The organism is Actinorhabdospora filicis (genome assembly GCF_030269765.1).
GTDB classification, from domain to species: domain Bacteria; phylum Actinomycetota; class Actinomycetes; order Mycobacteriales; family Micromonosporaceae; genus Actinorhabdospora; species Actinorhabdospora filicis.
Genome location: NZ_BSTX01000008.1, coordinates 40,784 through 65,823 on the forward strand (window position 1 = coordinate 40,784; position 25,040 = coordinate 65,823).

27 protein-coding genes and 1 pseudogene are annotated in these 25,040 nt (G+C 71.7%); 19 read left to right on the forward strand and 9 right to left on the reverse strand.

Features of this window, described 5'->3' with window-relative positions; all coding sequences use genetic code 11:
• Positions 1-164 precede the first annotated feature (164 nt).
• The 9 genes from QSK10_RS32960 (at position 165) to QSK10_RS33000 (ending at position 9,141) form a co-directional block, all read left to right on the forward strand.
• Complete coding sequence (locus tag QSK10_RS32960; RefSeq protein ID WP_285667466.1) at positions 165-848, forward strand: IspD/TarI family cytidylyltransferase; 684 nt, start codon at positions 165-167, stop codon at positions 846-848.
• Complete coding sequence (locus QSK10_RS32965) at positions 841-1,554, forward strand: SDR family NAD(P)-dependent oxidoreductase (RefSeq protein ID WP_285667467.1); 714 nt, start codon at positions 841-843, stop codon at positions 1,552-1,554. The genes QSK10_RS32960 and QSK10_RS32965 overlap by 8 nt, the downstream gene beginning before the upstream one ends.
• Before the next feature lie 25 nt (positions 1,555-1,579).
• Complete coding sequence (locus tag QSK10_RS32970; RefSeq protein WP_285667468.1) at positions 1,580-3,313, forward strand: CDP-glycerol glycerophosphotransferase family protein; 1,734 nt, start codon at positions 1,580-1,582, stop codon at positions 3,311-3,313.
• A 79-nt stretch (positions 3,314-3,392) separates the two neighbouring features.
• Complete coding sequence (locus QSK10_RS32975; protein ID WP_285667469.1) at positions 3,393-4,016, forward strand: UdgX family uracil-DNA binding protein; 624 nt, start codon at positions 3,393-3,395, stop codon at positions 4,014-4,016.
• A gap of 89 nt (positions 4,017-4,105) precedes the next feature.
• Positions 4,106-5,224 carry an alpha/beta hydrolase family protein gene (locus QSK10_RS32980; protein WP_285667471.1) on the forward strand — a complete coding sequence of 373 codons (1,119 nt, stop codon included), beginning with the start codon at positions 4,106-4,108 and terminating at the stop codon, positions 5,222-5,224.
• Between the two features lie 59 nt (positions 5,225-5,283).
• Positions 5,284-6,243 carry a C40 family peptidase gene (locus QSK10_RS32985; RefSeq protein WP_285667472.1) on the forward strand — a complete coding sequence of 320 codons (960 nt, stop codon included), beginning with the start codon at positions 5,284-5,286 and terminating at the stop codon, positions 6,241-6,243.
• 61 nt (positions 6,244-6,304) lie between these two features.
• The gene (locus QSK10_RS32990; protein ID WP_285667473.1) at positions 6,305-7,759 is read left to right on the forward strand and encodes a multicopper oxidase family protein; all 1,455 of its coding nucleotides are present in this window, start codon (positions 6,305-6,307) and stop codon (positions 7,757-7,759) included.
• A 78-nt stretch (positions 7,760-7,837) separates the two neighbouring features.
• Positions 7,838-8,206 (forward strand): BlaI/MecI/CopY family transcriptional regulator, encoded by a 369-nt coding sequence (locus QSK10_RS32995; protein WP_285667474.1) that lies wholly within the window; start codon positions 7,838-7,840, stop codon positions 8,204-8,206.
• On the forward strand, positions 8,203-9,141 hold the full coding sequence (locus QSK10_RS33000; RefSeq protein WP_285667475.1) for a M56 family metallopeptidase: 939 nt from the start codon (positions 8,203-8,205) through the stop codon (positions 9,139-9,141). Before QSK10_RS32995 ends, QSK10_RS33000 begins: the two co-directional genes overlap by 4 nt.
• Here QSK10_RS33000 and QSK10_RS33005 read toward each other — a convergent pair.
• Positions 9,138-10,100 carry an FUSC family protein gene (locus QSK10_RS33005; RefSeq protein WP_285667476.1) on the reverse strand — a complete coding sequence of 321 codons (963 nt, stop codon included), beginning with the start codon at positions 10,098-10,100 and terminating at the stop codon, positions 9,138-9,140. The genes QSK10_RS33000 and QSK10_RS33005 overlap by 4 nt on opposite strands.
• A gap of 72 nt (positions 10,101-10,172) precedes the next feature.
• On the opposite strand from QSK10_RS33005, the gene QSK10_RS33010 reads away from it, so the two are divergent.
• Positions 10,173-10,625: a hypothetical protein gene (locus QSK10_RS33010; protein ID WP_285667477.1), complete on the forward strand. Its 453-nt coding sequence runs from the start codon at positions 10,173-10,175 to the stop codon at positions 10,623-10,625.
• Between the two features lie 518 nt (positions 10,626-11,143).
• Here QSK10_RS33010 and QSK10_RS33015 read toward each other — a convergent pair.
• Positions 11,144-12,061, reverse strand: a complete 918-nt coding sequence (locus tag QSK10_RS33015) for an RNA polymerase subunit sigma-70 (protein WP_285667478.1) — start codon at positions 12,059-12,061, stop codon at positions 11,144-11,146.
• A gap of 87 nt (positions 12,062-12,148) precedes the next feature.
• On the opposite strand from QSK10_RS33015, the pseudogene QSK10_RS33020 reads away from it, so the two are divergent.
• Positions 12,149-13,306, forward strand: a pseudogene (locus QSK10_RS33020) (MFS transporter); the annotation flags it as partial.
• A gap of 149 nt (positions 13,307-13,455) precedes the next feature.
• On the opposite strand, the gene QSK10_RS33025 reads toward QSK10_RS33020, so the two are convergent.
• Positions 13,456-14,229, reverse strand: a complete 774-nt coding sequence (locus QSK10_RS33025) for a helix-turn-helix domain-containing protein (protein WP_285667479.1) — start codon at positions 14,227-14,229, stop codon at positions 13,456-13,458.
• Between the two features lie 100 nt (positions 14,230-14,329).
• On the opposite strand from QSK10_RS33025, the gene QSK10_RS33030 reads away from it, so the two are divergent.
• Positions 14,330-15,148 carry an NADPH-dependent F420 reductase gene (locus QSK10_RS33030; protein WP_285667480.1) on the forward strand — a complete coding sequence of 273 codons (819 nt, stop codon included), beginning with the start codon at positions 14,330-14,332 and terminating at the stop codon, positions 15,146-15,148.
• Here QSK10_RS33030 and QSK10_RS33035 read toward each other — a convergent pair.
• Positions 15,051-15,749, reverse strand: coding sequence for an NAD(P)-dependent oxidoreductase (locus tag QSK10_RS33035; protein WP_285667482.1), 699 nt, complete (start codon positions 15,747-15,749; stop codon positions 15,051-15,053). The genes QSK10_RS33030 and QSK10_RS33035 overlap by 98 nt on opposite strands.
• 80 nt (positions 15,750-15,829) lie before the next feature.
• Here QSK10_RS33035 and QSK10_RS33040 point away from each other — a divergent pair, with 80 nt between their 5' ends.
• Positions 15,830-16,456, forward strand: a complete 627-nt coding sequence (locus QSK10_RS33040; RefSeq protein ID WP_285667483.1) for a TetR/AcrR family transcriptional regulator — start codon at positions 15,830-15,832, stop codon at positions 16,454-16,456.
• On the opposite strand, the gene QSK10_RS33045 is transcribed toward QSK10_RS33040, so the two are convergent.
• Positions 16,457-16,693 (reverse strand): LapA family protein, encoded by a 237-nt coding sequence (locus QSK10_RS33045; RefSeq protein WP_285667484.1) that lies wholly within the window; start codon positions 16,691-16,693, stop codon positions 16,457-16,459. It lies immediately after the preceding gene.
• Positions 16,694-16,773: 80 nt separating this feature from the next.
• Entirely contained in the window at positions 16,774-18,006 is a 1,233-nt protein-coding gene (locus QSK10_RS33050) for an acyltransferase family protein (protein WP_285667485.1), read from the reverse strand.
• A 273-nt stretch (positions 18,007-18,279) separates the two neighbouring features.
• Here QSK10_RS33050 and QSK10_RS33055 point away from each other — a divergent pair, with 273 nt between their 5' ends.
• Entirely contained in the window at positions 18,280-18,765 is a 486-nt protein-coding gene (locus QSK10_RS33055; RefSeq protein ID WP_285667486.1) for a hypothetical protein, read from the forward strand.
• Here QSK10_RS33055 and QSK10_RS33060 read toward each other — a convergent pair.
• The gene (locus QSK10_RS33060; RefSeq protein WP_285667487.1) at positions 18,718-19,695 is read right to left on the reverse strand and encodes an AraC family transcriptional regulator; all 978 of its coding nucleotides are present in this window, start codon (positions 19,693-19,695) and stop codon (positions 18,718-18,720) included. The two genes, QSK10_RS33055 and QSK10_RS33060, sit on opposite strands and share 48 nt — an antisense overlap.
• Positions 19,696-19,785: 90 nt before the next feature.
• Here QSK10_RS33060 and QSK10_RS33065 point away from each other — a divergent pair, with 90 nt between their 5' ends.
• From QSK10_RS33065 to QSK10_RS33080, 4 genes are all read left to right on the forward strand, one after another.
• A complete protein-coding gene (locus QSK10_RS33065; protein ID WP_285667488.1) occupies positions 19,786-20,721 on the forward strand; it encodes an NADP-dependent oxidoreductase in 936 nt (311 codons plus the stop codon).
• A gap of 69 nt (positions 20,722-20,790) precedes the next feature.
• Positions 20,791-21,417 (forward strand): TrmH family RNA methyltransferase, encoded by a 627-nt coding sequence (locus QSK10_RS33070; RefSeq protein WP_285667489.1) that lies wholly within the window; start codon positions 20,791-20,793, stop codon positions 21,415-21,417.
• A gap of 361 nt (positions 21,418-21,778) precedes the next feature.
• Complete coding sequence (locus tag QSK10_RS33075) at positions 21,779-21,937, forward strand: hypothetical protein (RefSeq protein WP_285667490.1); 159 nt, start codon at positions 21,779-21,781, stop codon at positions 21,935-21,937.
• 9 nt (positions 21,938-21,946) lie between these two features.
• Positions 21,947-22,753, forward strand: coding sequence for a PH domain-containing protein (locus QSK10_RS33080; protein WP_432705394.1), 807 nt, complete (start codon positions 21,947-21,949; stop codon positions 22,751-22,753).
• A gap of 131 nt (positions 22,754-22,884) precedes the next feature.
• Here the strand turns inward: QSK10_RS33080 and QSK10_RS33085 are convergent, their stop codons facing one another.
• Both QSK10_RS33085 and QSK10_RS33090 read right to left on the reverse strand, forming a co-directional pair.
• Positions 22,885-23,853 (reverse strand): LacI family DNA-binding transcriptional regulator, encoded by a 969-nt coding sequence (locus tag QSK10_RS33085; RefSeq protein ID WP_285667491.1) that lies wholly within the window; start codon positions 23,851-23,853, stop codon positions 22,885-22,887.
• 91 nt (positions 23,854-23,944) lie between these two features.
• Entirely contained in the window at positions 23,945-24,565 is a 621-nt protein-coding gene (locus tag QSK10_RS33090; protein ID WP_285667492.1) for a DUF2231 domain-containing protein, read from the reverse strand.
• A 58-nt stretch (positions 24,566-24,623) separates the two neighbouring features.
• On the opposite strand from QSK10_RS33090, the gene QSK10_RS33095 reads away from it, so the two are divergent.
• Entirely contained in the window at positions 24,624-25,040 is a 417-nt protein-coding gene (locus tag QSK10_RS33095; RefSeq protein WP_285667602.1) for a Fur family transcriptional regulator, read from the forward strand.

Below are 25,040 nucleotides of genomic sequence, written 5' to 3' on the forward strand. Positions count from 1 at the left end.
AACCCCACTAGACTTCCAGCAACATCACCAACGGAACGAGACGTGCCCGCGTCCCGGGGCTGTGGCGTGACGTGTCCCGCCGTGGGCGCGGTCGCGCCCGATTCGGCCGGGCTCGCGCGTTATCGTGCGACGACGCGCACGTCTCATCCATGAGGGGTCGGAAGTTGTACAGCCTTATCCTGCTCAACGGCGGCATCGGCAGCCGTGTGGCGGCCGGTCAGCCGAAGCAGTTCGTCTCGGTCAACGGGCTGCCCATCATCGTCTACTCCCTCGTCGCGGCCGACGCGGTGGACGAGATCGACGAGATCATCCTGAACTACCCCGAGGGCTGGCGGGACGACGTCGAGAAGCTGGTCGTGGACTACGCCGTGCGCAAGCCGGTCACCTACGCCCCGGCCGGCGCGACCCGGCACGAGTCGGTGCGGTCGCTGCTGCCGCTGGCGCGCAACGAGCACGTCCTGCTGCACGAGACGGCCCGCCCGCTGGTGACCGCCGCCGACTTCCGGCGGCTGATCGCCTCCCCGCACGACAACGTGAGCTTCATGCTGCCGATCCCGTTCACGGTCGCCCCCGTCGACCCGGCCACCGGCAAGGTGACCGGGCACCTGGAGCGCGACCGGCTGCGGAACGTGCAGCTGCCGCAGAAGTACCGGCTGTCGGATCTCGCCGACGCCCACGCCTACGCCGAGGCCAATGGCCTGATCTTCACCGAGGACGGGACGCTCGCCACGGTCGCGGGCAAGGACGTGTACTTCCTCGACGGCGCCGACCGCAACTTCAAGGTGACCACCGCCACCGACGTGCGGCTGGCCGGGTTCCTGCTGGGAGGAGACGACGAGGGTGAGTGAGCGCAGGTCCGTCCTCATCACGGGTGCCTCGAAGGGCATCGGCGCGGCCACCGCCGAGCGGTTCATGGCCGCCGACAACGGTGTCACCGACCTGATCCTGCTCGCGCGGGAGTCGGCCGAGTTCACCGCCACGCAAGAAAGACTTCACGCGGGCAACCCCCACGGCAAGGCGATACGTCCTTACTACGTGGACCTCGCCGACCGCGCCCGAACCGTGGGCGTGCTGAAGGACGTCATGGCCGAGGTCGGCCGAGTCGACATCCTGGTGAACAACGCGGGCTACACCTCTCCCCGCGCCTTCCAGCAGGTCGAGTTCGCCGACTTCGAGCGGACCATGGCCGTCAATCTGTACGCGCCCTTCACCCTCGTGCAGGAGCTCCTGCACAACGGGAACACCTTCGAGCTGATCGTCAACATCGCCTCCACCGCCGGCATGGCCGGTCGGCCGGGGTGGCTGACGTACTCGGCGTCGAAGGCCGCCCTCATCACCATGAGCGAGGTGATGAAGGAGGAACTGGCCATCTACGGCACCCGGGTCGTGTGCATCTCGCCCGGGCGCTGCGCCACGGATCTGCGCAAGACGCTCGCACCCGACGAGGACCCCACAACGATCATGCAGCCGGAGGACGTCGCCGGGGTCATCGAGATGCTGACCACCGACGTCGGCCGGTTCGTCGACAGCCGCAACCTCGTCGTCCGTTTGTGACCCGTTTACACACAGGTAGGATCTTTTGCTCCGCTACATCTTCAAGGCGCTGGTCGGCAGGCTCGCGGGGGTCGGCCTGCCGCTGGCCGCGCTGGCGGTCTTCGCGCTGACCTCCTTCGACTGGGTCGGGTACGTCCTGTGCCTGGCGGCCATCGCGTTCCTGTGGTCCCGCACCAGCGTGCGCGGCCTCGGCCACCACCTCATGCCGCGCGTCATCGTCGTGTCGGCCGTGCTGATCGACCTGGGCCGCCGCGGGCACCTGGGCCTGACCGCCGACCAGTGGCCGCTGACCGTCTCCGGCATCGGTCTGCTCTGCCTGATCGCCTACGAGCCGCTGATGGTGATCGCCCTGCGCACCGGGCGCACCGTCACCCACAACCTCGACGTGGTCCGGGTCGGCAAGTCCAAGCTCATCGACGGCCGCCCGATCTTCGTGCTGATCTCGGTGCTGACGCTGGTCTTCGGCGCCTGCGCGGCCTTCGACCTGCAGACCCCGATCGTGACCGCGATCGTGGCGATCGCGGCGATCTTCTCCGCCGGAGCCGTGCTGGCCGCCTGGCGCATCCGCAAGCGCTACGTCCGCAAGACCGACTCCGACGTGCGCGACGCGGTCCAGAAGTACGCGCCGAAGTACATGGTCCACATGTCGGCCCCGGTCGGCTCGGAGTACCAGCTGCTGACCTGGCTGCCCTACCTGGACCGGCTCGGCGAGCCCTACCTGATCGTGCTGCGCGAGAAGCACCTGATCGACAAGATCGCCCAGGCCACCGACAAGCCGATCGTGCTCGCCAACTCGATCGTGGAGCTGGAGAACCTGCTGGTCCCCAGCCTGAAGGCGGTCCTGTACGTCAACAACGGCGGCAAGAACCTGCACATGATCCGCTTCACCGGCCTGGAGCACGTCTTCATCGGCCACGGCGACTCCGACAAGGCCAGCAGCTACAGCCCCGTCACCGCCATCTACGACCGGGTGTGGGTCGCCGGGCGCGCGGGCGTGGACCGCTACGCCAAGCACGGCGTGGACATCTCGCTGCGCAAGTTCCGCATCGTCGGCCGCCCCCAGCTCGACAAGCTGAAGGTCGGCCCGGTCAGCGCCGAGGGCAAGACGGTCGTGTACGCACCCACCTGGGCCGGCGCGGCCGACGACACCAACTACTCCTCGCTGGGCAAGGGCGTCGCGATCGTCCAGGCCCTGCTGGACCGCGGCGCCACGATCATCCTGCGCCCGCACCCCTTCGTCAGCCGCAACGCCGCCTCGGTCAACCAGCTCGCCAAGGTCGAGGCCCTGCTGACCGAGGACGCCGCCAAGACCGGCCGCAAGCACCTGTTCGGCGAGGTCACCAGCCGCGACATGGACCACGTCGACTGCTTCAACATGGCCGACGCGATGATCTCCGACGTGTCCGGCGTGGCCTCCGACTGGCTGTACTCCGAGCGTCCCTTCGCCATCACCGACATGCACGACCGGGGCGCGACGTTCACCTCGGACTTCCCGCTCGCCAAGGTCTCCTACGTGCTGGACAAGAAGATGACGCGCCTGAGCGCCGTCCTCGACGACCTGCTCGGCGAGGACCCCAAGCGCGCCGACCGGCTGGCCGCCAAGACCTACTACCTCGGCGACTTCCCCGCCGAGCGCTACAGCGAGGCGTTCACCGACGAGGTCGTGCGCATCGTCGAGGGCCGCGACCACGAGAGCGAGATCCACGGTCCCGCCACCGCCGTCATCGAGTCCTTCCAGGACGACGCGGCCACGGTCTGACCACGCGTTTCCGGGAACGGGCGGCCTTCGGGCCGCCCGTTCCTTGTGTCCCGGGCGCGTTTCGGGGTATTCACCCCTCATGTCCGCCGAGGAGTACCTTCCGCAACAGCGCGACCTGGCCGAGCTGACGGCGGCCGCCGCCGCGTGCCGGGGCTGCCGCCTCTGGGCCGACGCCACCCGGACGGTGTTCGGCGAGGGCGACCCGCACGCGTCGCTGATGCTGATCGGCGAGCAGCCCGGCGACACCGAGGACCACCGCGGCCGCCCCTTCACCGGGCCCGCCGGAGGCGTCCTCGACCGCGCGCTCCTGGCCGCCGGAATCGAGCGCGAGGCGGTGTGGCTGACCAACGCCGTCAAGCACTTCAAGTTCACCGTCGACGAGGACGGCCGCCGCCGTCACCGCAAACCCGACCGCCCCGAGATCCTGGCCTGCCTGCCGTGGCTGCGCGCCGAGATCGCCGCCGTGCGGCCCGCGCTCGTGGTCGCCATGGGCGCCACCGCCGCCCAGGCCGTCATCGGCCCGTCCTTCCGGGTCACCCGCAGGCGCGGGCAGCTCCTCGACGGCCGCGACGGGTACCGGCTGATGGCCACCGTCCACCCATCGTCGATCCTGCGGACCCCGCCCGCCGACCGCGAGGCCGCCTTCGACCTGTTCGTGGCCGACCTCTCCGCCGCCGCCGCGACCCTACGACCCGGAGCGTAGGACACCCCGCCCGCCTGCGCCGCCGGGCGCACCCACACCGTCCACACTCGGCCGACGCCGCCGGGCCCGTTCCCGGCCAGCCTTGACGCATGATCGAAACGATGCTGGACGGCGCCCGAACCGCCGTCGCCGTGCCCGACGACTTCAACGGGACCCTCCTGCTCTGGAACCGCACGCCGCTGCACCTGTCCGCGGCCGGCGAGCCCGTCGAGCTCGCCGCCCACCCCGTCCTCGCCGAAGCCCTCCTCGCCGACGGCTACGCCCTCGCCGCCTCCAACTACACCCAGCCGCCCGGCGGCGCCTTCGCCGAAGCCCTCGCCGACAGCGAGCGGCTGCTCAGCCACGTCCACGACACCCTCGCGCCCGAACGCGTCGTGGCCTGGGGCGGCTCCGGCGGCGGCCTGCTGGCCACCCTGCTCGCCGAGCGCGGCCTCGTGGACGGCGCCATGCCCCTCGGCGGCGCCTTCGACGGCCCCGTCGGGATCCTCGACCGCGCCCTCGGCTACGCCCAGATCCTCACCACCCGGCTCGGCTCCGACATCCCCGTCACCGGCATCACCGACCGCCTGGCGACCCTCGGAGCGGTGCGCGAGCTCATCGCGCGGGCCACGCCGCTCGCGCTCGCCGAGGCCAGCGCCGCCGCCGAGGTGCCGCCGTGGTTCCAGGCCCTCAAGCCGCGTCCCGTCGAGCCGGAGGACGCCCACGCGGCCCTGGTCAAGTACGGGACGGTCGGCATCGCCACCTTCTGGGCCACCCTGCGCGGCGACGTCGAGCAGCGCCTGGGCGGCAACCCCTCGTCCACGCCGTCGTGGGTGGCGGGCGTGCCGCCGATCGAGGCCGACCCGGGCGTCCGCGCCGAGCTGGAGAAGATGACGCCGACCGGGGCCGCGCTGGCGCCCGTGCTGGCCCTGCACTCCACCGGGGACGGCCTCACCCCCGTCGGCGGGCTCGCGCGCTACCTCTCGCGCGCCGACCGGCAGCTGGTGCGGGCGGTCTACGCCTCGCGCGGCGGGCACGTGTGCTTCACCTTCGCCGAGATCCGCACGACGCTGCGGGCCCTGCTCCAGCGTCTGGACACCGGCGCGTGGCCGGACCTGAACCCCGCCCGGCTGCTGGAGGAGGCCGCCGCCGAGGACACCGCCCTCCAGCAGGCGCCCGACTGGGGCGCGACCTGGCGTCCGGTGCCGGCGTCCCCCGCCTTCATCTGATCTACTAATCATCCTAGTAGGCTGGCCGGGTCAACCACCCCCGACCGAAAGCCTCCGGGATGACCAGACGCGCACGCCTCACCGCGGTCGTGACCGCCGTCCTCGCACTCCTGAGCCTCGCCTCCCCGGCCGCCGCCGACCCCGTCGACGGCATCGAGAAGGAGCTCACCGACAAGTTCCACGACCTGGAGGCGGTGATCGAGGACTACAACTCGATCACCCTCGCCTTCAGTGACACCAAAGAGAAGATCGCCGCGCTGGAGAAGGAGCTCAAGCCCTTCGAGGACGAGCTCGCCGTCCTCTACCGGCGCACCGGCGACATCGCCGCCCAGGCCTACATGGGCGGCCGGATGAACGGGGTGGCGGCGCTACTGGGCGCCGGCACCCCCGACGTCCTCGCCGACCGCATGACCATGCTGGACCAGCTCACCTCCGCCGACGCGCGGGTGATCGGCGAGCTGAACGCCGCCAAGGCCGGGCTCGACGAGCGCAAGTCCGTCCTGGACGGGCTCTACGCCGAGCAGTCCGGCCGGGAGGGCGAGCTCAAGACCAAGAAGCAGACCATCGAGGCCGACCTGGAGCGCCTCCAGGGCGAGCGCGAGAAGGCCTACCGCGACTCGCGTGGGCTGCGGCCGGACGATTTCGTCCCGCCGTTCGTGCCCGGCGACCGGGGCACGGTGGTGAACTTCGCGCTCGCGCAGGTGGGCAAGCCGTACGTGTGGGCGTCCTCGGGTCCCGGCGGTTACGACTGCTCGGGGCTGACGCTGCGGGCCTGGAGCAAGGTCGGGCTGGCGCTGCCGCATAACGCGGCGGCGCAGTGGAACATGCTCCCGCACATCCCGCGCGACCAGTTGCGGCCGGGTGACCTGGTCTTTTACAACGACCTGAGCCATGTGGCGATGTACATCGGCAACGGTTACGTGGTCCAGGCGGCGATCAACTTCAACAACGTGAAGGTGGAGACGGTGGAGAGCGCGGCCAGCGACTACTACGGGGCCGCCCGCATCCCCGGATACTGACCGGGGGTATTCTCATACCCCTGGTAGGTATCTTGGTCACTAAGGCGGATAGGAGATGGCCATGCGGACCTGGTCGAGGCGCGGATTCCTGACGGCGGCCGCGGCGGCGACGGCCGGAGCGGCCGTCGGGTGCGCGCCCGAGTCCTCCGCTCCCACGCCCGTCCTCCCCGGCGACCCCTCGGTCGCCGCCGCCGAGCGGGCCCGGCGTCTCGACGGCGCGGCGGTCGTGGCGGCGGCCATGACCGCCGCGCCCGCCACCGTCGACCTCGGCGGCGGCCTGGCCGTGGCCACCTGGGCCTACGACGGGCGCGTCCCGGGCAAGGAGATCCGGCTCAAGGCCGGGCAGGTCCTCAGCGCGACGGTCACCAACGGGCTCCCCGTCGACACGACCCTGCACTGGCACGGCCTGGCCGTGCGCAACGACGCCGACGGCGTCCCCCACCTCACCCAGGACCCCATCGCGCCCGGCGGCTCACGCGTCTTCGAGTTCACCGTCCCCGACGCCGGGACGCACTGGTTCCACCCGCACGTCGGCGTCCAGCTCGACCGGGGCCTGTACGCGCCGCTGATCGTGGAGGACCCGGCCGACCTCGGACGCCAAGACGCCGAGGCCGTGCTGGTCCTGGACGACTGGCTGGACGGCGTCGACGGCCGCGACCCCGACGCCGAACTGGCCACCCTGCTGAAAGGCATGGAGATGGATCACGGCATGGCCATGTTCCCCAGCCCGGTCCTCGGCGGCGACGCCGGCGACGTCGCCCATCCCCACTTCCTGATCAACGGGCGCACCATCGCCGAACCGCACGTGGTGACGGCCGGGCCCGGACAGCGCGTCCTGCTGCGGCTGATCAACGCCGGGGCCGACACCGCCTTCCGCTTCGCCGTCGCCGGGCACCGGCTGACCGTGATCGCCACCGACGGGTACCCCGTCGTGCCGGTCGAGACGTCCTCGCTGCTCATCGGCATGGGCGAGCGCTACGACGTGCTCCTCACCGCGGGCGACGGCGCGTTCCCCATCGTCGCGGCCGCCGAGGGCAAGGGCGCGCGGGCGGCGGCGCTGCTGCGCACCGCGTCCGGCGCGGCCGATGTGACGGCGGGCGTCCCGGAGCTGCTGGGCACCCCACTGCTGGGCATCGACCTGACCACCCCACCCGAGCGGCTGCTGCCCGCGCGCCCCGCCGACGTCACCCACGACGTGGTCCTGGCCGGGGACATGGCCACCTACGACTGGACCATCAACGGGCGCCTCCACCCCGACGTCCCGCCCTTCGAGGTCCGCGAAGGCCAGCGCGCGCGGTTCCGGGTCCAGAACGCCTCGGCCATGTTCCACCCCGTCCACCTGCACGGCCACACCTTCCAGACCGGCTCCCTGCGCAAGGACACACTGCTGGTCCTGCCCGGGCAGAAGGCCGAGTTCGAGATGCGGGCCGACAACCCCGGCCAGTGGATGCTCCACTGCCACAACGCCTACCACGGCGAGGCCGGAATGATGGCCACCGTTTCCTACGTGAAGTAAGGCGAGCCACTGGTCCAGCGTGCCCCGCGATCCCGTCCCATCCGCCCGCTAGCATCGGCCACGGTGAATGGAGGACGCGTGCGAGCATTCGGTGAACTAGAGGCGGTGATCATGGAACGCCTGTGGTCGGCCGGGGAGTGGCGCACCGTCCGCGAGGTGCTCACCGAACTCCTCCAGCAACGCCAGATCGCCTACACGACCGTCATGACGGTCCTGGACAACCTGCACAAGAAGGGCTGGCTGCGCCGCGAATCCTCCGGCAAAGCCCACCGCTACACCCCCGTCATGACCCGCGAGGAATACGGCGCCGCCCAGATGCGCCACGCCCTCGACGCCAGCGGCGACCCCGCGGTGGCCCTGCTCAAATTCGTCAACCAGATGTCACCTGAAGAGGCCGCCGGACTCCGCGCCGCCCTCGACGCCCACGAACGCCGCAACGGCCGATGACCGCCGCCCTGCTCCTGTGCGCCTACGCGCTCCTCATCACCCGCCTCGCCCCACTCGCCCTGCGCCGCGCCGACCGCGCACCACGCCTGGCCGTGACCGCCTGGTACGCCGCCGTGGTCACCGTCGGCTCCTCCCTCATCGCCGCCGCCGCGCTCCTCGTGGCCACCCCCGAGCACTCGTGGGAACGGCTGTGCGCGCTGGTCCGGCTGTGCGTGGAAGCCCTGCAAGGCGCCCACGACTGGATCGGCGTCCTGCTCGCCGCGCTCGCCCTGGCCGGGGCCGCGATCGTGTCCTTCCGCATCGGCGTCGCCGCCGTCGGCACCCTCGGCGCGTCCATGCGCGGCCGCCTCCGCCAGGCCCGCCTCGCCGCCACCGCCGGGCGCCGCCTCCCCGGCACCGGCGCCACCGTCGTCGACCACGACGTCGCCACCGCCTACCTCGTCCCCGGCCGCCACGCCACGATCGTGGTCACCAGCGCCGCCGTCGAGGCGCTCACCGGACGCGAGCTCGCCGCCGTCATCGCCCATGAGCAGGGCCACCACTCCGGACGCCACCACCTGCTGGTCGACGGCATGCGCGTGCTCACCCGCGCCTTCCCCCGCAGCCGCTTCCTGGCCGTCGCCCACGCACAGGTGGCGCTGCTGGTGGAGATCTGCGCCGACGAGTCGGCCGCCCGCCGCCACTCCCGCATCGACCTGGCCCGCGCGCTGGTGACGATGGCCGAGGCACAGGCCCTCCCGACCGTCTTGGCCGCCTCCGGTGGGGACGCCCTCACGCGCATCAAGCGGCTCCTGTCCCCGCCGGTCCCCCTGGGGCGCGGCACGCGCGCCGGGCTCACCGCCGCCCTGGCCGCCATGGCGTCCGCGCCGGTCGCCGTGGCCGGGCTCGCGCTCGCCTGGCCGCTGCTGATGGACTGCCCGGCGCCTTTCGTCTAAGCCCGCGCGCGCCGGACCCGCCGCAGCAGCAGCGGGACCACGATCCCGAACAGCAGCGCGAGGGCCACGCCGTACAGGTTCTCCCCGACCCGCAGCCAGAACGTCCGCTGGATCTGCGCCTGATCGGCCACGCCGTACAGCATCATCGTCAGCACGATGAACGCCGTCGCCCCCGAGGCCAGGTACCAGCGGCTGGCGGCGGTGGCGATGCCCGCGACCGTGGCCAGCCCGATCAGCGCCGCCACCCACCCCACCGGCACGCCTAGCGCGATGACCGCGCACGCGGCGAACGCCCCCGCGATCGTGGCCGCCACCCGGCCGACCGCCCGCACGGTGAGCATCTCCCGGTCCGGGCGCATCACCAGCAGCGCCGCCGTCGACGCCCACCCCAGGTGCGGGACGCCGAGCAGCAACCCCGTCGCCACCGCCACGGCCGCCGCCAGCCCCAGCAGCGTCCCGTAGGCCGGCGCGTACTTCTCGCCCATGCGCGGCGGAGGCGTCCGCCCGCCCGCCCCGTCCGGCCACAACAGCGCCAGCAGACCGCTCCACACCGAGCCGATGGCGATGACCACGGCCAGCCCGGCGGCCGTGCCCACCTCGCAGCTCAGCCCCACCGAGGCCGACGGGACGATCAGCGACAGCATCGGCGGCCCCAGCGCCGAACGCGCGGCCAGCATCGCCGCCCCCAGGCACAGCGCGAAGATCCCCGCCACGGCCGCCACCGCGTTCAGCGCGAGCACACTGCCCACGAGCACCCCGAGTCCGAACAGGACACCCGCGATCACCGCCACCGGGCGCTTCCGGCGCGGCCCGCCCAGCCCCATCAGGCCCACCGGCAGCGTCCCCACCGCCAGCGCCGCCCCCTGCGCCACGTGCCCGCCCGCCACCAGGACGACGGCGGGCGCGACGGCCAGCGCGGCGTGCAGCGCGTCCGGCCACCGCCAGGTCACCGCCCTCATGCCCACCCCCGTGGCCGACGCTACGGGACCGGGGGGTGAGGCGAGTGGTGTTCACGCTTTAGGCTCGCGATCATGTACCCCGCCTGGCAACCACCCCGCCGACCGGGCAGCCTCGACGCCGCCGTGGTCATGATCCTGCTGAACGCGGCGGTGCTGCTGGCGCTCATCGCGCTGGCGGTGATCCGGCTCGTCGACAACGGCCCCGAACCGCTCTTCGACCTGGCCCTGGTGATCATGGTCCCCGGCCTGGCCGGACTCGGCGTCCTCGCCTACGGCCTGGTGGCGGCACGCCCGTCGGCGCGCATCGGGGTCCTGGTGACGCTGCCGCTCCAGATACCCCTGTACCTGCTGTTCATCGTGCTGCTGGGACCGCAGGTCGCCGAACGCGTCGAGTACCGGGACACGGTGATGGACGGGCACGACTTCTGGACGGTGCTCCTGTGCGGCCTGGGCGTGGTGGTGTGCGCGATCGGGCCGGTGCTGGTGAGCGGGGCGAGGGTGCGGGCTTACTTGTCGCGGGCTTAGGGGGATTGGGCTCGTCCACGGGCTTGTCGTGTGGCTTGCCCTTGCCCTTGCCCTTGGCCGTGGTCGAGGCCCGTCCACGTGCTTGTCGTCGGGTCACCGCCGTCGTGGTCGTCGCCGCGAATGGGCTGGCGCGTGTTCCGGCCGTGGCCGGCCGGAACACTTGCCCTCGGTTTCCGTACCCGGCGTTGCTGCCTCTAGAGCCGAGTCGGACGCTGGCCGCAGGGCTTGCGGCTCGGCGTGTGGTTGCGGTGACCGCGATGGTCTTTAGTTCGACGACTAAAGGGATGGAGAGATCTGCTCTTTCACCGTTGCCCCGGCGATGTGTGCGGCTTGCGCTTTTAAGACCTGGCTTCAAACACGACGGTGGGGGCTTGGCTTGTGGTTTCGCACAGGCTGGGTACGGGGCACTTCAGTGGCAAGCATCCGGGTCGCCCTGCGACCCGGATGCGCGGCAGCCCAGACGCCAGCCCGAGCACTACGGCCTCAAGCCATACCGGGTCAGCTCAGGAACAGCCCCCCTAAAACCCAAAGTGCCCGAACACCGCTGGCCCGATGAACCCCGTGACCCGCTCCAGCCCCGCCGGCGACACCGCCAGCACCAGCACGCCATAAGGCCGCACCCCCTCCGGCGCGTGGACGTGCGCCACCAGCGCCGGTTGCCCGTTGGCGCGCGTGTACGCGGTGGTCAGCGGACCGGGCCGGACCCGCGCCCGGCTCTCCAGGAACGCCGCGATCGCCGCGGGCCCCTGGTACTCGTGCGGCATCGGCGGCATCGTCAGCCACGCGTCATCGGTCAGCAGCGACACGATCGCGGGCGTGTCGCCGTCCTCCATCGCCCGCGCGAACAGCGCCGCCACCTCCCGCTCCCGGGCGTCACCGGCCTCCGGCACGCTCTCCCGGTGGGCGTCCAAAGTGGCCCGGGCCCGCCGCAGCATCCCCTTCACCGCGATCGGGGTCGCCTCCAGCATCGCCGCCGCCTCACCCGCCCGGAACCCCAGGACGTCGACCAGCACCACCGCAGCCCGCTGCCGCGCCGGGAGCCGCTGCAACAACGTGGTGAACGCCAGCCCGACCGCCTCACGCTCCTCATAGCGCGAGTCGGGCGCGGTCACCGCGTCCAGCATCGCGTCCGGGTACGGATGCAGCCACAGCGGCTCGGCCAGGCGCGTCGGCTCGGGCAGCTCGGCCTCGCGCGGACGCCGCGCCAGCCGCCGCAACGCGTTCAGGCCACGGTTGGTGGCGATGCGGTACAGCCACGTGCGCAGTGAGGCCCGCCCCTCGAAGCCGGGCAGCCCCCGCCACGCCGCCAGCAGCGTCTCCTGCACCACGTCGTCGGCCTCGGTCAGGGAGCCCACGATGCGGTAGCAGTGCAGGTGCAGCTCACGCCGATACGGCTCGACCAGTTCGGCGAAGGCCGACTCACTGAGAACGGACACACCGAACTCCTCTCGTCACCTACATCGACACCACCGAACCCCGAAACGGACCGGTCCATTCCGGTGACCGCCGGTGTCGATATCGGCATGACCGACAATGTCAACGCCCGGCGCGTCCTCGCCGTCACGGCCGTCGCCGCCCTCCTCGTCGGGCTCGACACCACCGTGGTGGCCACCGCGCTCACCGCCGTCCGCATCGACCTCGGCGCCACCGGGGAGAGCCTGGAGTGGACGGTCAACGCCTACACCCTCGCCTTCGCCGTCCCGATGCTCGCCTCCGCCGCCCTCGGCGACCGCTTCGGGCGCCGCCGCGTCTTCGGCGCCGGACTCATCCTCTTCGCCCTCGCCTCGGCGGCCTGCGCGCTCGCGCCGAACCTGCCCGTGCTCATCGCCGCCCGCGCGGTCCAGGGCGCCGGGGCCGCCGCCGTCCTGCCATTGGCCATGACGCTGCTGAGCGCCGCGTACACACCCGAGCGGCGAGCGCGGGCCCTGGGCGCCTTCTCCGCCGTGGTCGGCGCGTCGGTTCCGGCCGGGCCGCTGCTGGGCGGGCTCGTCGTCGACGGCCTGTCGTGGCGTTGGGTGTTCTGGCTGAACGTGCCCGTGGTGGCGGTGCTCCTGCTGGTGCTGCGGCGGCTGCCCGACTCGCGCGGTGAGGCACGCCTCGACGTCTGGGGTCTGCTGGTCGGCGCCGCCGCGTCCGCCGCGCTGGTCCTGGGCCTGGCCGAGGGTGACCTCCGCCTGGTCGCCTTCGGGCTCGTCCTCGTGGTGGTCTTCGTGCTCGTGGAGCGGCGGCCCGGTGCGGTCCTGCCGCCCCGGCTGTTCGGTTCGCGCGCCTTCGCCGCCGGGAACGCCGCGATCTTCCTGCTGTGGGCCTCGGCCTTCGGCTCGGTGTACTACATGGCCCAGTACCTTCAGGCCGGGCTCGGCTCGCGGCCGCTGCTCGCCGGGCTTCAGCTCGTCCCGTGGGGAGCGATGACGGTCCTCGTCCCGCGTCTGGCCGGTGCTCTCATCCCGCGCTTCGGCGAGCGCCCGTTCATCGTCGGCGGGATGCTCCTGCACGGCGCGTCGATGCTGTGGATCGCCACTTCCGGCATCGGTTACTGGCACCTGGTGGTGCCGCTGATGCTGTCCGGGACCGGGGTGGCCGCGGCGATCCCGGCGACGCAGAGCGCGGTCATGGGCTCGGTGGCGCCCGTCGACCTCGGCCGGGCCTCCGGCGCGTACGGGACCCTCCGCCAGCTCGGCGGTGCCTTCGGGGTGGCCGCGCTCGTCGCGGTCTTCGCCGCGAACGGTTCCGTGGCCGCGCCCGGTGAGTTCGCCGCGGGCTTCTCCGCGGCGATCACGGTGAGCGCGATCCTGGCGGGCGCGGCGGCGGTCGCCGGAGCGCTGGTGCCTCACAGGCGCCGCAGGGCCTCCTCCGACGCGCTTCCCGCCTCCGCCGCGAACACCTCCAGCCCGCAGCACGCCGGTGCCTCCGGCAGCGCCACCGACGAGGCCACCAGCCTCAGCTCGCCCGCGAGCGGGTGATCGAGGACGAGCGCCCGCTCGCGCAGCCGCGCCACCGGGCGCTCGTCCCACAGCCGCGCGAAGTCGGTGTCACCGCGCATCTCGGCGATGTGCGCGGCCAGGTCGGCGTCCCCGTAGCGGCCGTGCAGGACGCGCAGGTGCGCCACGTGTCCGCGCGCGGCGGCCTCCCAGTCGCGGTAGAGGCCGCGCGAGGCGAACAGGGTGTGGGTGAGCGTCCGGTGCTGGCCGAAGACGGCCACGGCGAGCCGGTTGGCGGCCAGGATCTGGGTGTGGCGGCCGAAGACGAGGGCGGGGCTGCGGACGAAGGAGTCCAGCAGCGTCCGCCACGCCTCCGGCAGCGTCGTCTCATGTGGACACGGTTTGCCGCGGTGGGCGAGGCCGTGCAGGTAGGCGAGTTCGTCGGCGTCCAGCCGCAGGGCGCGGCCGACGGCGTCCAGGATCCCGGGCGAGACGGCCTCGCCGCGTCCCTGCTCCAGCCGGGTGTAGTGGGCGATGCTCACGCCCGCCACGGCCGCCAGTTCCTCCCGGCGCAGGCCGCCGACGCGGCGGGTGCCGCCGTGCTCGCGCAGGCCGACGTCGCCGGGACGCAGGCGGGCGCGGCGGGACTTGAGGAATCCGCTCAGTTCGGCTCGGTCGTCCACGCGGCAAACGTACGTGATCACGCGGTGAGTACGCGGAAGCCGGATCTGGCCGATCATCCGGTCGGCGATGAGGCTGTGGATCTATCGATGGGAGATCCACATGACCCTCGCGATCATCGGCGGCGGCATGATCGGCTCGGCCGTCGCGTGGCGCGCCGTCGCCGCCGGGCTCGACGTCGTCCTGAGCAACTCGCGCGAACCGTCCACATTGGCCGGCCTGGCGGCGTCCCTGGGCGCCCGCGCGGCCTTCGCGGCCGAGGCGGCTCTCGCCGCCGACGTCGTGGTGGCCGCGATCCCGGTCTCGGCCTTCGGGAAACTGCCCGCCCGGGCGCTCGCCGGGAAGATCGTGGTCGACACCGCCAACTACTACCCCGAACGCGACGGGCACCTGGCCGAGCTCGACTCCGGCGCGCTCACCTCCAGCGAGCTGCTGCAACGGCACCTGCCGTCGTCCACAGTGGTCAAGGGCTTCAACGCGATCACCCCGCACCAGATCGGGACACTCGCCCGCCCCGCCGGGGCTGCGGACCGCAGCGCGCTGCCCATCGCCGGTGAGGCCGGGGCCAAGGCCGAGGTGGCGCGGCTGCTGGATCGGCTCGGCTTCGACGCGGCCGACGCCGGCGTCCTCGCCGAGAGCTGGCGCGCCGAGCCCGGCACGCCCGCCTACATCCTCCCGTACCTGGGGGAGGGCGGCGGCGTTCCTCGCCTGGACGGCCGGGACGCCGGGCGTGCCCGTCCCGGCCGCGCGGGTGGCGGCGCTGCTGGCCTCGGCGGTCCGGCGGCGGGCGGGGGAGGCGCTGCTGCCCCGGCCGTGAGCCGCGTCAGGTCCCCGCGTGCGCCAGCGCCGAGGGCGTCAGCCGCCCGACGATGGCCGGGGCCTGCCGGACGAGCGCGTCGTCCTCGACCGCCTCGACCATGAAGCGGGCGTAGTCGACGCGCCGGGTCCGGTTGCTGGCCAGGACGGGGTCGCCGACGTGGTGGCTCCACACCGGCAGGCCCTGGCTCTCGCCCTCCTCCAGGTCGCTGCCGCGCACCACCGTCCAGGCGGTGTCGCTGGCGAAGACCCGGCGGCAGGCCTCGACCTGGTCGCCGACGTCGATGACCCGCAGCAGCTTCGCCAGCCGCCCGACCACCGCCGCCATCGCCCGGAAGTGCCACGGGTACACGTCCCGGCCGTCGCGGCTGATGTGCCAGCCGCAGGAGAACACCAGCCGCGCGCCGGGCCGCGCGTGGTCCAGCACCGCCTGCGCGGTCCCGGACGCGTAACCGTCCACCCCGAACGGGACCAGCACGGTGAGGACCGCGTCGCAGCCCCGCACCGCCCGCGCGATGACGGCCGGGTCGTTGGTGCGTCCGGGGTGGACGGTGATGCGCCCGGCGAACTCGGCCAGCTTCGGCACGCTCTTCTCCCGGCAGACCCCCACGACCTCGTATCCCCGTTCCAGGGCCAGCCGCACCATGTACCGCCCGAGCTTCCCGGACGCGCCGATCACGCACAGTCTCTTGCCGTTGGATGCCACGTCGGCTCCCCTCCTCTTCCTTACTTAGTAAGGCTGGGCCTTACGGTGTAAGTTTGTCAAGACCGGAAGCGGAGGGGCCGATGACGCGGAGTCCACTGAGGACCGAGACCGTGCTGCGCGAGGCGGTGGCCTACGCCGATGAGAGCGGCGGCGTCCCGAGCATGCGCAAGATCGCCGAGCGGCTCGGCGTGGAGGCGATGTCGCTCTACCACCACTTCCGCAACAAGGACCTGATCCTGGACGGCATGGTCGACCACGTCTTCGCCGAGATCGAGCCGCCACCGCCCGCCACCGAATGGCGGGCCGCGCTCGGGCATCACGCCGCCTCGATGCGCGACGTGCTCGTCCGCCACCCCTGGGCCATCGGGCTGATGGACTCCCGCGGCCGCCCCGGGCCCGCCACCCTCCGCCGCCACGACGGCGTCCTCGGGCTGCTGCGCGCGAACGGCTTCCCGGTCGCGGGCGCGGCACACGCGGTCTCGGCGCTCGACAGCTACGTCTACGGGTTCGTGCTGCAGGAACTCAGCCTGCCGTTCGCGACGGCCGGTGAGCTGGACGAGGTCGCGTCCGGAATCCTCGACGCCGTGGGGGAGGAGTACCCGCACCTGGCGGAGCTGATCGCGCACCGGAACGCGCACTCGCCGGCGGTGGAGTTCGGGGCGGGACTGGACCTGGTGCTGGACGGGCTGGAGCGGTGGCGGGCGTGATCAGTCCTGCTTGCGCCGCCGCAGCAGCCATCCCGTCAGCCATCCGGCCAGGAACGTCACCAGCAGCACCAGCCACAGTGGCGCGCCGACGGAGGTGACGAACAGCTGCACGCGGGCGCTGTCCCGGTTGGCGAGGACGAACCAGACGGCCAGGACGATGATGATCGCGCCGAGGACCATCTTCGGGGTGATCCTGAACTTGCCCGGGGTCTTGCCCCCCGCCTGCTGGTCGCTCATGGACTCACGTTAGTTCCATTGTGGCCGTTTCGGTGCAAATCAGCCGATCACGGGCGGGCCCGTGACCGGCCGGGGATCGCTCAGGCCAGGCGGGTGCGTGAAACCGGTCCGTGGCGGCGGGTTTCGGGTTCGGCGCCGTTGGCGCGTTCCTCGAAATCGGCGGCCGGGGCCGGATCGATCCGGGTGACGCGCGGACGTGTCTTCTTGCGGCTTCCGGACAGCAATTTCACGCCCGGTTTCTCCACGAACTCATGGAGTAGCACCGCGCCCACGAGTGCGATGCAGAAGACCGCGATCAAGTTGGGCACCGTGGCGATGTCGCGACTCCCCATTACATGGTTCGCCAGATAGATCACCAGTTCGTGCACCAGGTAGAAACAGAATGAGATCTCACCGAGGTACACGATGCGTTTGTTCCGGAACACCGACGGTGCGCCACGCAGGTCCGCCGAGGCCGCCGCGGCGATCAGGAGGCTGAACGGAATCACCGTCACCGCCGCCCGATGGAACTCGTCGGGCACCTGATGCACGCCCCAGAACAGCGCCGCCGCGCACAGTCCGAGACTGATGACGACACCCGGTCCGCGCCATTTACCGGCCTTCACGATGAACGCCAGGCAGATGCCGGCGAGGAAGTCGGGCAGCCGCAGCGGCGGCAGCAGGTACGTCACGAACAGCGGCGTCCAGCCCAGCACGGAACGGAACACCTCGACCGTGAACGGCAGGACCACCACGAACAGGCACGACAGCCCGCCCACGACGTACCACCCTCGCACCGACAGCCCCCGCAGCCATCGCGCCAGGAAAGGAAACATCGCGTAGAAGAAGAACTCGCAGCTCAGCGACCACGACACCCCGTTGAAGCCGAACCAGATCCGGTCATCACCGGGCACCCACGCCTGCGTGAGCGTGACGTTGGCCAGCGCCGCCCGCCACGAGAAGTGCTGCGCCAGCCACGGCAGCGCCACCAGCGCCACCAGGAACATCACCAGGTGGCTGGGGTAGATCCGCGCGAACCGCCTGCGCCAGAAGCCCACCTTGGTGTCATCGGCCCTTAAAGTCCACGCGAGCACGAATCCCGAGAGCACGAAGAAGAACGAAACGGCGGTCGGCCCGCCGAAGAACGTGTGCTTGAGCCATTGGACTTCTCCCGCCGTCCCATAGGACTTGTCCTCGTAGGAGAAGTGATACAGAAAGATCAACAATGCCGCGAACCATCGCAACCCCGTGAGCGAGTCCAGTCGACCCGGCGACGGGGACGTTATCGACGGTGCAATGGTCGGGTTTGGTTTACCGAATGTGAGATACTTCACTCCACTCCTCTCTCCATGTCAATGGAAAAGATCGAGCATCGACGGTAATCTGTTTCCCGGCCGAGTAACAAATCATCGGCACCATCGCCGTGGATCTTTCCAAAAGATGAACAAGCAGGTAGAGCGGCGATTCCCGGCTTGCTGATCGAGGCGTTTACAGATCCACGAGTCGGATTTTTCACTCGGCGCAGGCCCCGAATGCGGGGAATGGGTGCTTTGTCGGCGCGGGTGGGTGGCCGGTCGGCGCCGCGGTGCATCGTGGACGGTTGATCCATGGAGACCCTCGTCGTCATCGTCACCGCGGAGGGCTGGGACCTCGGCGTGTTCGCCGCCGCGCTCGGCGCCTCGCACCAGGTCGCCCCGGCGTCCCCCGGCAGCGGGAGGCACCTCGTGGTCTCGCGGCCGGAATCGAGTGCTCGCGCCTACGTCGTCCTCATGGACCGGGAGGGAGACGGCCTCTTCGAAGACTGGCCCGAGGCGCTGATCCCCGAGGAGCCCTTCGCGGCCTTCGCCATCGACTACCGGGTTCCGGCGCTCGCGGAGTCGATCGCCCGCGCGATCCTCTCGGGCACGACCGGCCTCGTCGACACCAACTTCGGCGATGTGCTGACCGGCGAGGAGTTCCTCGCGCGAACCGGCCGCGCCGGTCCCCGCCGGGTGTGGTGGACGTGGCCTACGCCGGAACCGATGCCCTCCGCCGGTGCCCCGGCTTCAGTCCCGCGCGATCTCGGCGGCGAGATCGGCGGTCCCGGCCCGTGAGGATCCCCTCTCCCCGGCGCGGAAGCGTCCGGGGGCGATGCCGAACTCGCGCTTGAAGGCCGTCGCGAAGGCGAACTCGGAGTGGTAGCCGACCGCGGCGGCCACCGTTCGAAGTGGCTCGTCGGACGCGCGGAGATGCCCGGCGGCGGTGGTCATCCGCCACCAGGTCAGGTAGGCGAGGGGTGGGCGGCCGACGAGTTCGGTGAAGCGCCGTGCGAAGGGCGCGCGGGACAGCGCGCCCTGCGCCGCCAGGGACGCCACTGTCCATGGCGCGGCCGGGTCGCGGTGGACGGCCCGCAGCGCCGCCGCGACCGGCGGGTCGTTGAGGGCGGCGGCCCAGCCCGTCACGGCGTCGCGGGCGGGCCCGGAGCCGAACCAGGCGCGCAGGATGTACAGCAGCAGGATGTCCAGGAGCGGTGGACGGACGGCGTCCGAGCCGTGGCGGGGGTCTGCGATCTCGGCGGCCAGGAGCTTCACGATCGCGAGGAGCTCGACGCGCGCCGGGAGGTGGATCACCGCGGGGAGGCCGCGCAGGAGCGGGTGGCCGCGCGCCGGATCGAGGCGGTAGGCGCCGCAGAGCAGGGTGGTGGGCGGGCCGTTGGCTCCGGTGGGGTCGACGGTCGCCGTGGAGTAGCGGTCCCCGGGCCGGGGGTCGCCCGGATCGCACGGCGGGTCGTCGGCGCGTGTCGCGAGGCTGTCGACGAGCGTGTGGGCACCGCCCTGCGGGAAGAAGACGACGTCGCCCGCCGACAGGCGGAGCGGGGCGTCGTCCGGCCTCAGCAGCCAGCAGGATCCCTCCAGCACCACCTGGAATCCGGCCGCCCCGGGCACGGACGCGAACCGCTGCCCCCACGGCGCGTGCCATCGCACGAGCGCCGAGCGCGGCGTCCCGGTCCGGGTCACCGCGATCACGTCGCTGAGCACGTCCACGCCGGGAAACTACCCGCCGCGAGACGATCGCGTATGAACGGGGGATCCGCACACATGGTTCGTCTCGTCCGCGCTTTCTACGGTGGGATCATGAAGAGCGCACGAATCCACGAGTACGGCGACCCGTCCGTGATCCGCTACGAGGACGCCCCGCGGCCGGTTCCCGGCCCCGGCGAGGTCTTGGTCCGGGTCGCCGCGACGTCCTTCAACCCCACCGAGATGGCCCTGCGCTCCGGCGTGCTGCGCGACCTCTTCCCGCTCGCGTTGCCCTACACACTCGGCTGGGACGTCGCCGGCACCGTCGTCGAACCGGGCGAGGGGGTGGACGAGTTCGCGCCCGGCGCTCACGTCATCGGCCGCTCGGACGGGGGCGGCGCGGCCGCGGAGTACGTCACCGTCCCCGCCGCCGTGCTGACCCCCGCCCCGGCGTCGATCCCGCTCGCGCACGCCGCCGCGATCCCGATCGCCGGTGTCACCGCCCGGCAGGCGGTCGAGCGCGCCGCGATCACACCCGGGCTGTGCGTCCTGGTCAACGGCGCGGGCGGCGGCGTCGGCGGCTTCGCGACCCGGCTCGCCAAGCACGCCGGCGCGCACGTCATCGCCACCGCCGGGCCCCGCAGCGCCGCCGCCGTCCGCGCGCACGGCGCCGACCGGGTCGTCGACTACACCGCCTCCCCGCTCACCGAACAGCTCGCGGACCCGGTCGACGTCCTGCTGAACCTGGTCCCGGTACCGCCCTCGGAGACCGGGCCGCTCGCCGCGCTCGTGCGCCCGGGCGGCCGCATCGTCAGCGTCGCCACCCCGTTCCCCGCCGGTGACACCGATGTGGCGGCCCACCACGTGGTCGCCCGCAACGACGCCGACGACCTCGCCGCCCTCGTCCGCCTGGTCGACGCCGGAACCCTCACCGTGGACGTGAGCGCCGAGCACCCGCTGTCCGACATGGCCCGCGTCCACCGCCTCGGCGAGGCCGGAGGGATCCGCGGCAAGGTCGTGCTGGTGCCACCGGCGGAGCGGCGGGGCTGACCGGCGGGGGACCGGCCGGCGCCGAGGTCGGGGACACCGCACCGTCCCCCGCTGCTTACGCTCACTCCCGTGACCTCCCAAGACGACCACCTCGACGGCATCGGCGTCGGCCCCTGGCCCGGCGAATGGCCCACCGACGCCAGGTACGACCCCGAGCTCCTGGAGCTCGGCGACCGCCGCAACGTCCGCGACGAGTACCGCTACTGGACGCGCGAGGCGATCGTCGCCGATCTCGACACGCGGCGGTTCCCCTACGAGGTCGCCATCGAGAACTGGCAGCACGACTTCAACATCGGGACGGTGGTGCGCAACGCGAACGCGTTCCTGGCGCGGGCGGTGCACATCGTGGGGCGGCGGCGGTGGAACCGGCGGGGTGCGATGGTGACCGACCGGTACCAGCATGTCGAGCATCATGCGACGGTCGGGGAGTTCTGCGAGTACGCGGCGGGGGCGGGGCTGGCGGTGGTGGGGATCGACAACCTGCCGGGGGCGGTGGCGCTGGAGGAGACGCGGCTGCCGGAGCGGTGCGTGCTGGTGTTCGGGCAGGAGGGGCCGGGGCTGTCGGACGAGGTGCGCGAGGCGGCGTCCATGGTGTGCTCGATCGCGCAGTACGGGTCGACGCGGTCGATCAACGCCGGTGTCGCCAGTGGGATCGCGATGCACGCGTGGGTGCGACAGCATGTGTGGGGCGCGTGACGTTGGGGTGGCGAGAAGGGGCGTCGGTCGCCTGTGGAGCGTGACGGGTTGCCGACACTTCAGGCGTACGGGAAGTGCGGATGGCGGCACTGTCCGTACATCGTCACGTCCGTCCGGTAGCGTCACTTGTGGTCGTGACCAGGGATGTCTGTGGAGCCGGAAGGCGCAAAGGGGGGTTATCCTGGAAGCGGTCAAATGGGATGCCGGGTGTGTCGGCGCCCGTTACGGTTACAAGCAGTAAGAGTTTCAACATCACCTTAAAAGCTGTAGGCTCTAAGTGCCCGAGGCCTGTGCGACACGCAGCCGCAGACTGCGTGGGCATGGGGCCACCAACGCGGCACCGTGGGAGGGGGCTCGCCCGATGCTTAAGAAGATCCTGACCTGGGGTGGTTTGGCATTCCTGGTCTTCTTCGTCGCGTACCGGCCGAAGGAAGCGTCCAATGTCGTCGGAAACATCGGCGGCGGCATTATGGACGCCGTCCGGGGTCTCGGTGACTTCGTTTCGAATCTGCTCAGCTGATCGGTCCCGATGAGCCCCGGTGAGTTCGGTCGGTCGGGCGGTCGTGAGGAACGGGATGGTGAGCCGCGTGACGATGACACGCTGCTCGATTCCGATCTTTTCGACTCGCCCGATCTAGACCCCCCCGCCCCCCGCAGGCCCATCGACGGCGACATGAGCCCCCCTCTCGAAGTCGCCGACGAGGACCTCGACGGCCTGCGCTACGACTCCGCCGGCATGCCGGTGGGGCCTCGTCGTGTTCTGCCGCTGCCGGACGAGCCGAGTCCGCTCGCCGCCCGCTACCTCTTCCCCACCGAGAAGTACCGCGGCGAATGGCGCCGCCACTGGATCCACCTGGTGCCCGAGTTCGTCATCGGCGTCCTCGCCACCTTCGTGATGGGCTACGTCTCCGGACTCCTGGCGCGCACCAACAACGAGGGCGCCATGGGCGCCGTCATCGTCGCGTGGGTCATCGTCCTGGGCTGGGTCGGCTGGCGCGTCATGGACTGGTTCTTCGACCGCTTCATCCTGACCAACAAGCGCGTCATGGTCGTCTCCGGCGTCGTCACCCGCAAGGTCGCGATGATGCCGCTCCTGCGCGTCACCGACATGAAGTACGAGCAGACGCCCCTGGGCCGCATGCTCAACTACGGCACGTTCGTGCTGGAGTCGGCCGGCCAGGACCAGGCGCTGCGCGAGATCAAGCACCTGCCCGACCCGAACGAGCTGTACCTCCAGGTCGTCGAGGAGATGTACGAGCCGGACGCCGTGCAGGCCCGGGTCGAGGGCGAGGAAGAGGAAACGGCCTCGTCGCCGAGCGCGGTCAACGACGCCTGACCCCCGAAAGTGTGAGAACGGCGCGGCTTCGGCCGCGCCGTTTCTTTGCGCGCCGGAGAGCGGACCGTGTGGACGGTGGTGTGTGGACGCCGGTACGGCCGGGTCGACGGTGGACGGTGGCGTGTGGACCCCTACCGCCGCACCCCCCGCGCCACCAGCCGCGTCCCGATCACCTCGGTCCGCGCCGCCGCGCGCTCGCCCCGCACCCGCTCGAACAGCATCTCCGTCGCGCGTCCCGCCATCGCGCGGGTGTCGTAGGCGACCACGGTCAGCGGGCGGGGCATCAGGTGGGCGAGTTCGAAGTCGTCGAAGCCGGCGAGTTCGGCGTCGTCGCCGCGGCGCCAGAGCTCGCCGACGGCGCCGACGGTGAGGCGGTTGTTGACCGTGAAGAAGGCGGTGGGCGGCTGCGGGCCGTCGAGGAGCCCGGCGACCGCGCGGGCGGCGTCGTCGGGGTTGGCGACGCCTTCGACGACGGTGAGGGGCGCGTCGACGCTCTCCATCGCCTCGCGGGCGCCGAGGAGGCGCTCGCGCATCGTGTACACGCCGGTCGAGTCCAGCAGGACGGCGATGCGGCGGTGGCCTTTGGCCAGCAGGGCGTCGACGGCGGCGCGGGCGCCGCCGCGGTTGTCGATGAGGACGGTGTCGGCCTCCAGCCCGCCGCCGCCGGGGCGGTCGAGGAAGACCACGTGGACGCCCATGTCGACCTCGGGGCGCAGGTAGGCGTGGTCGCCGGAGGCGGGGACGAGGAGGAGCCCGTCCACGCGGCGGGAGCACAGGTCGAACACCAGGCGGCGTTCCAGGTCCGGGTCTTCCTCGGAGCTGGCGGTGATGAGCATGGTGTCGTGCTGGGCGGCGACCTCGGCGGCGACCGAGGCGATCGTCGAGTAGAACGGGTTGGCCAGTTCCTCGATGACCAGGCCGACGGTGCCGGTCCGGCGCCCGGCGCGCAGGGTGCTGGCGAGCTGGTTGCGCTGGAAGCCCAGGACGCCGATGGACGCCAGGACGCGCTCGGCGAGCCCGGCGTTGACCGTGGGCTCGCCGTTGACCACGCGGGAGACCGTCTTGAGGCTCACCCCGGCGTGGCGGGCCACGTCGACCATGGTCGGTCTTCTGGGGGTGTTCACGGGCGGGGTCCCATCGGTGCGTGTGGACGAAACGGTCCCACGCTACCGACAGGACGCCCGGGGGCCGCTAGGAGCCCGTGTACCAGACCATCTTCGCGCCGGTGTGGCCCGACTCGAACACGATGTAGGCGTTGGCGGCGGCGGCCGCGATGAGGAGGACGCCGAGGACGATCATGACGACGCGGCGGCCGGTCGCGGCCGGGTCGTCGGTGCGGGGCTTGGGCGCCTCCTCGCCTTCCTTGACGGTGGGCGTGAAGGCGCGGCCGGCGGCGGTCCGGCGTCCGCGTTCGAGGGCGCCGAAGAGGAGGAACAGGGGCAGGATCGCGATGGACGCCCACAGCAGCCAGTCACCGAACTTCTCGTGATCGGCGAGTCCGTTGGGCGCGGACGGGAGGGACGCGGCGAACTTCTCGCCGCTCCAGCGGGTGAAGAACACCGCGACGGGGGCGATGACGGCCAGGACGAGGACGGCCCAGCCGATGCGCTGGCGGACGGGCGGGATCAGGACGTAGGCGAGGGCGAACAGCACCAGCAGCGGCACCAGTACGACGGGCAGGTGGACCAGCAGCGGGTGGAGGGGGAGACCATCGACTTCGGTCGGCATCGATCCATTGAACACCATCGAAACACCGGGCGTGACCTGCACGACAATTCGCAGCGTGGTCGTGATCTCCGTGTCGTTGATCACGCCGGTAAGGTCCCATTTCTGTTTGACCCCTTCCATCCGGCATGTAACGGTGAAGAACGTGCAGAGCGAGCGTCTATTGCGATCCCACGGATTGCGCGTAACCCGGCAGCGCCTCGCCGTACTCGATGTGCTCCAGGAGGGCGGGCACCCCGAGGTCGACGAGATCATCACGCGTGCGCGCCGCCGGGTGAGCTCGCTGTCCACGCAGGCCGCCTACGACGTCCTGGCCGCGCTCACCGACGCCGGGCTCGCCCGCCGGATCGAGCCCGCCGGAAGCCACGCCCGCTATGAGGCGCGCGTCAACGACAGCCACCACCACCTCGTGTGCCGCTCCTGCGGCGAGGTCCTCGACGTGGAGATCTCCGGCGAGGAGACGCCCTGCCTGGAACCGGCCATGGCGCGCGGTTTCATGGTCGAAGAGGCCGAAGTGACCTTCTGGGGGATCTGCCCCCGCTGCCAGGCCGCCCGCTCCTAG

What these genes read in the sequence shown, in the direction of transcription:
- QSK10_RS33010 (WP_285667477.1), top strand. Translation starts at nt 10,173, where the DNA reads ATGTACCCCGCCTGGCAACCACCCCGCCGACCGGGCAGCCTCGACGCC.
- QSK10_RS33030 (WP_285667480.1), top strand. Translation starts at nt 14,330, where the DNA reads ATGACCCTCGCGATCATCGGCGGCGGCATGATCGGCTCGGCCGTCGCG.
- QSK10_RS33040 (WP_285667483.1), top strand. Translation starts at nt 15,830, where the DNA reads ATGACGCGGAGTCCACTGAGGACCGAGACCGTGCTGCGCGAGGCGGTG.
- QSK10_RS32980 (WP_285667471.1), top strand. Translation starts at nt 4,106, where the DNA reads ATGATCGAAACGATGCTGGACGGCGCCCGAACCGCCGTCGCCGTGCCC.
- QSK10_RS33080 (WP_432705394.1), top strand. Translation starts at nt 21,947, where the DNA reads ATGAGCCCCGGTGAGTTCGGTCGGTCGGGCGGTCGTGAGGAACGGGAT.
- QSK10_RS33000 (WP_285667475.1), top strand. Translation starts at nt 8,203, where the DNA reads ATGACCGCCGCCCTGCTCCTGTGCGCCTACGCGCTCCTCATCACCCGC.
- QSK10_RS33005 (WP_285667476.1), bottom strand. Translation starts at nt 10,100, where the DNA reads ATGAGGGCGGTGACCTGGCGGTGGCCGGACGCGCTGCACGCCGCGCTG.
- QSK10_RS33045 (WP_285667484.1), bottom strand. Translation starts at nt 16,693, where the DNA reads ATGAGCGACCAGCAGGCGGGGGGCAAGACCCCGGGCAAGTTCAGGATC.
- QSK10_RS33065 (WP_285667488.1), top strand. Translation starts at nt 19,786, where the DNA reads ATGAAGAGCGCACGAATCCACGAGTACGGCGACCCGTCCGTGATCCGC.
- QSK10_RS33085 (WP_285667491.1), bottom strand. Translation starts at nt 23,853, where the DNA reads ATGGTCGACGTGGCCCGCCACGCCGGGGTGAGCCTCAAGACGGTCTCC.
- QSK10_RS32985 (WP_285667472.1), top strand. Translation starts at nt 5,284, where the DNA reads ATGACCAGACGCGCACGCCTCACCGCGGTCGTGACCGCCGTCCTCGCA.
- QSK10_RS33055 (WP_285667486.1), top strand. Translation starts at nt 18,280, where the DNA reads ATGGAGACCCTCGTCGTCATCGTCACCGCGGAGGGCTGGGACCTCGGC.
- QSK10_RS32990 (WP_285667473.1), top strand. Translation starts at nt 6,305, where the DNA reads ATGCGGACCTGGTCGAGGCGCGGATTCCTGACGGCGGCCGCGGCGGCG.
- QSK10_RS32975 (WP_285667469.1), top strand. Translation starts at nt 3,393, where the DNA reads ATGTCCGCCGAGGAGTACCTTCCGCAACAGCGCGACCTGGCCGAGCTG.
- QSK10_RS33075 (WP_285667490.1), top strand. Translation starts at nt 21,779, where the DNA reads ATGCTTAAGAAGATCCTGACCTGGGGTGGTTTGGCATTCCTGGTCTTC.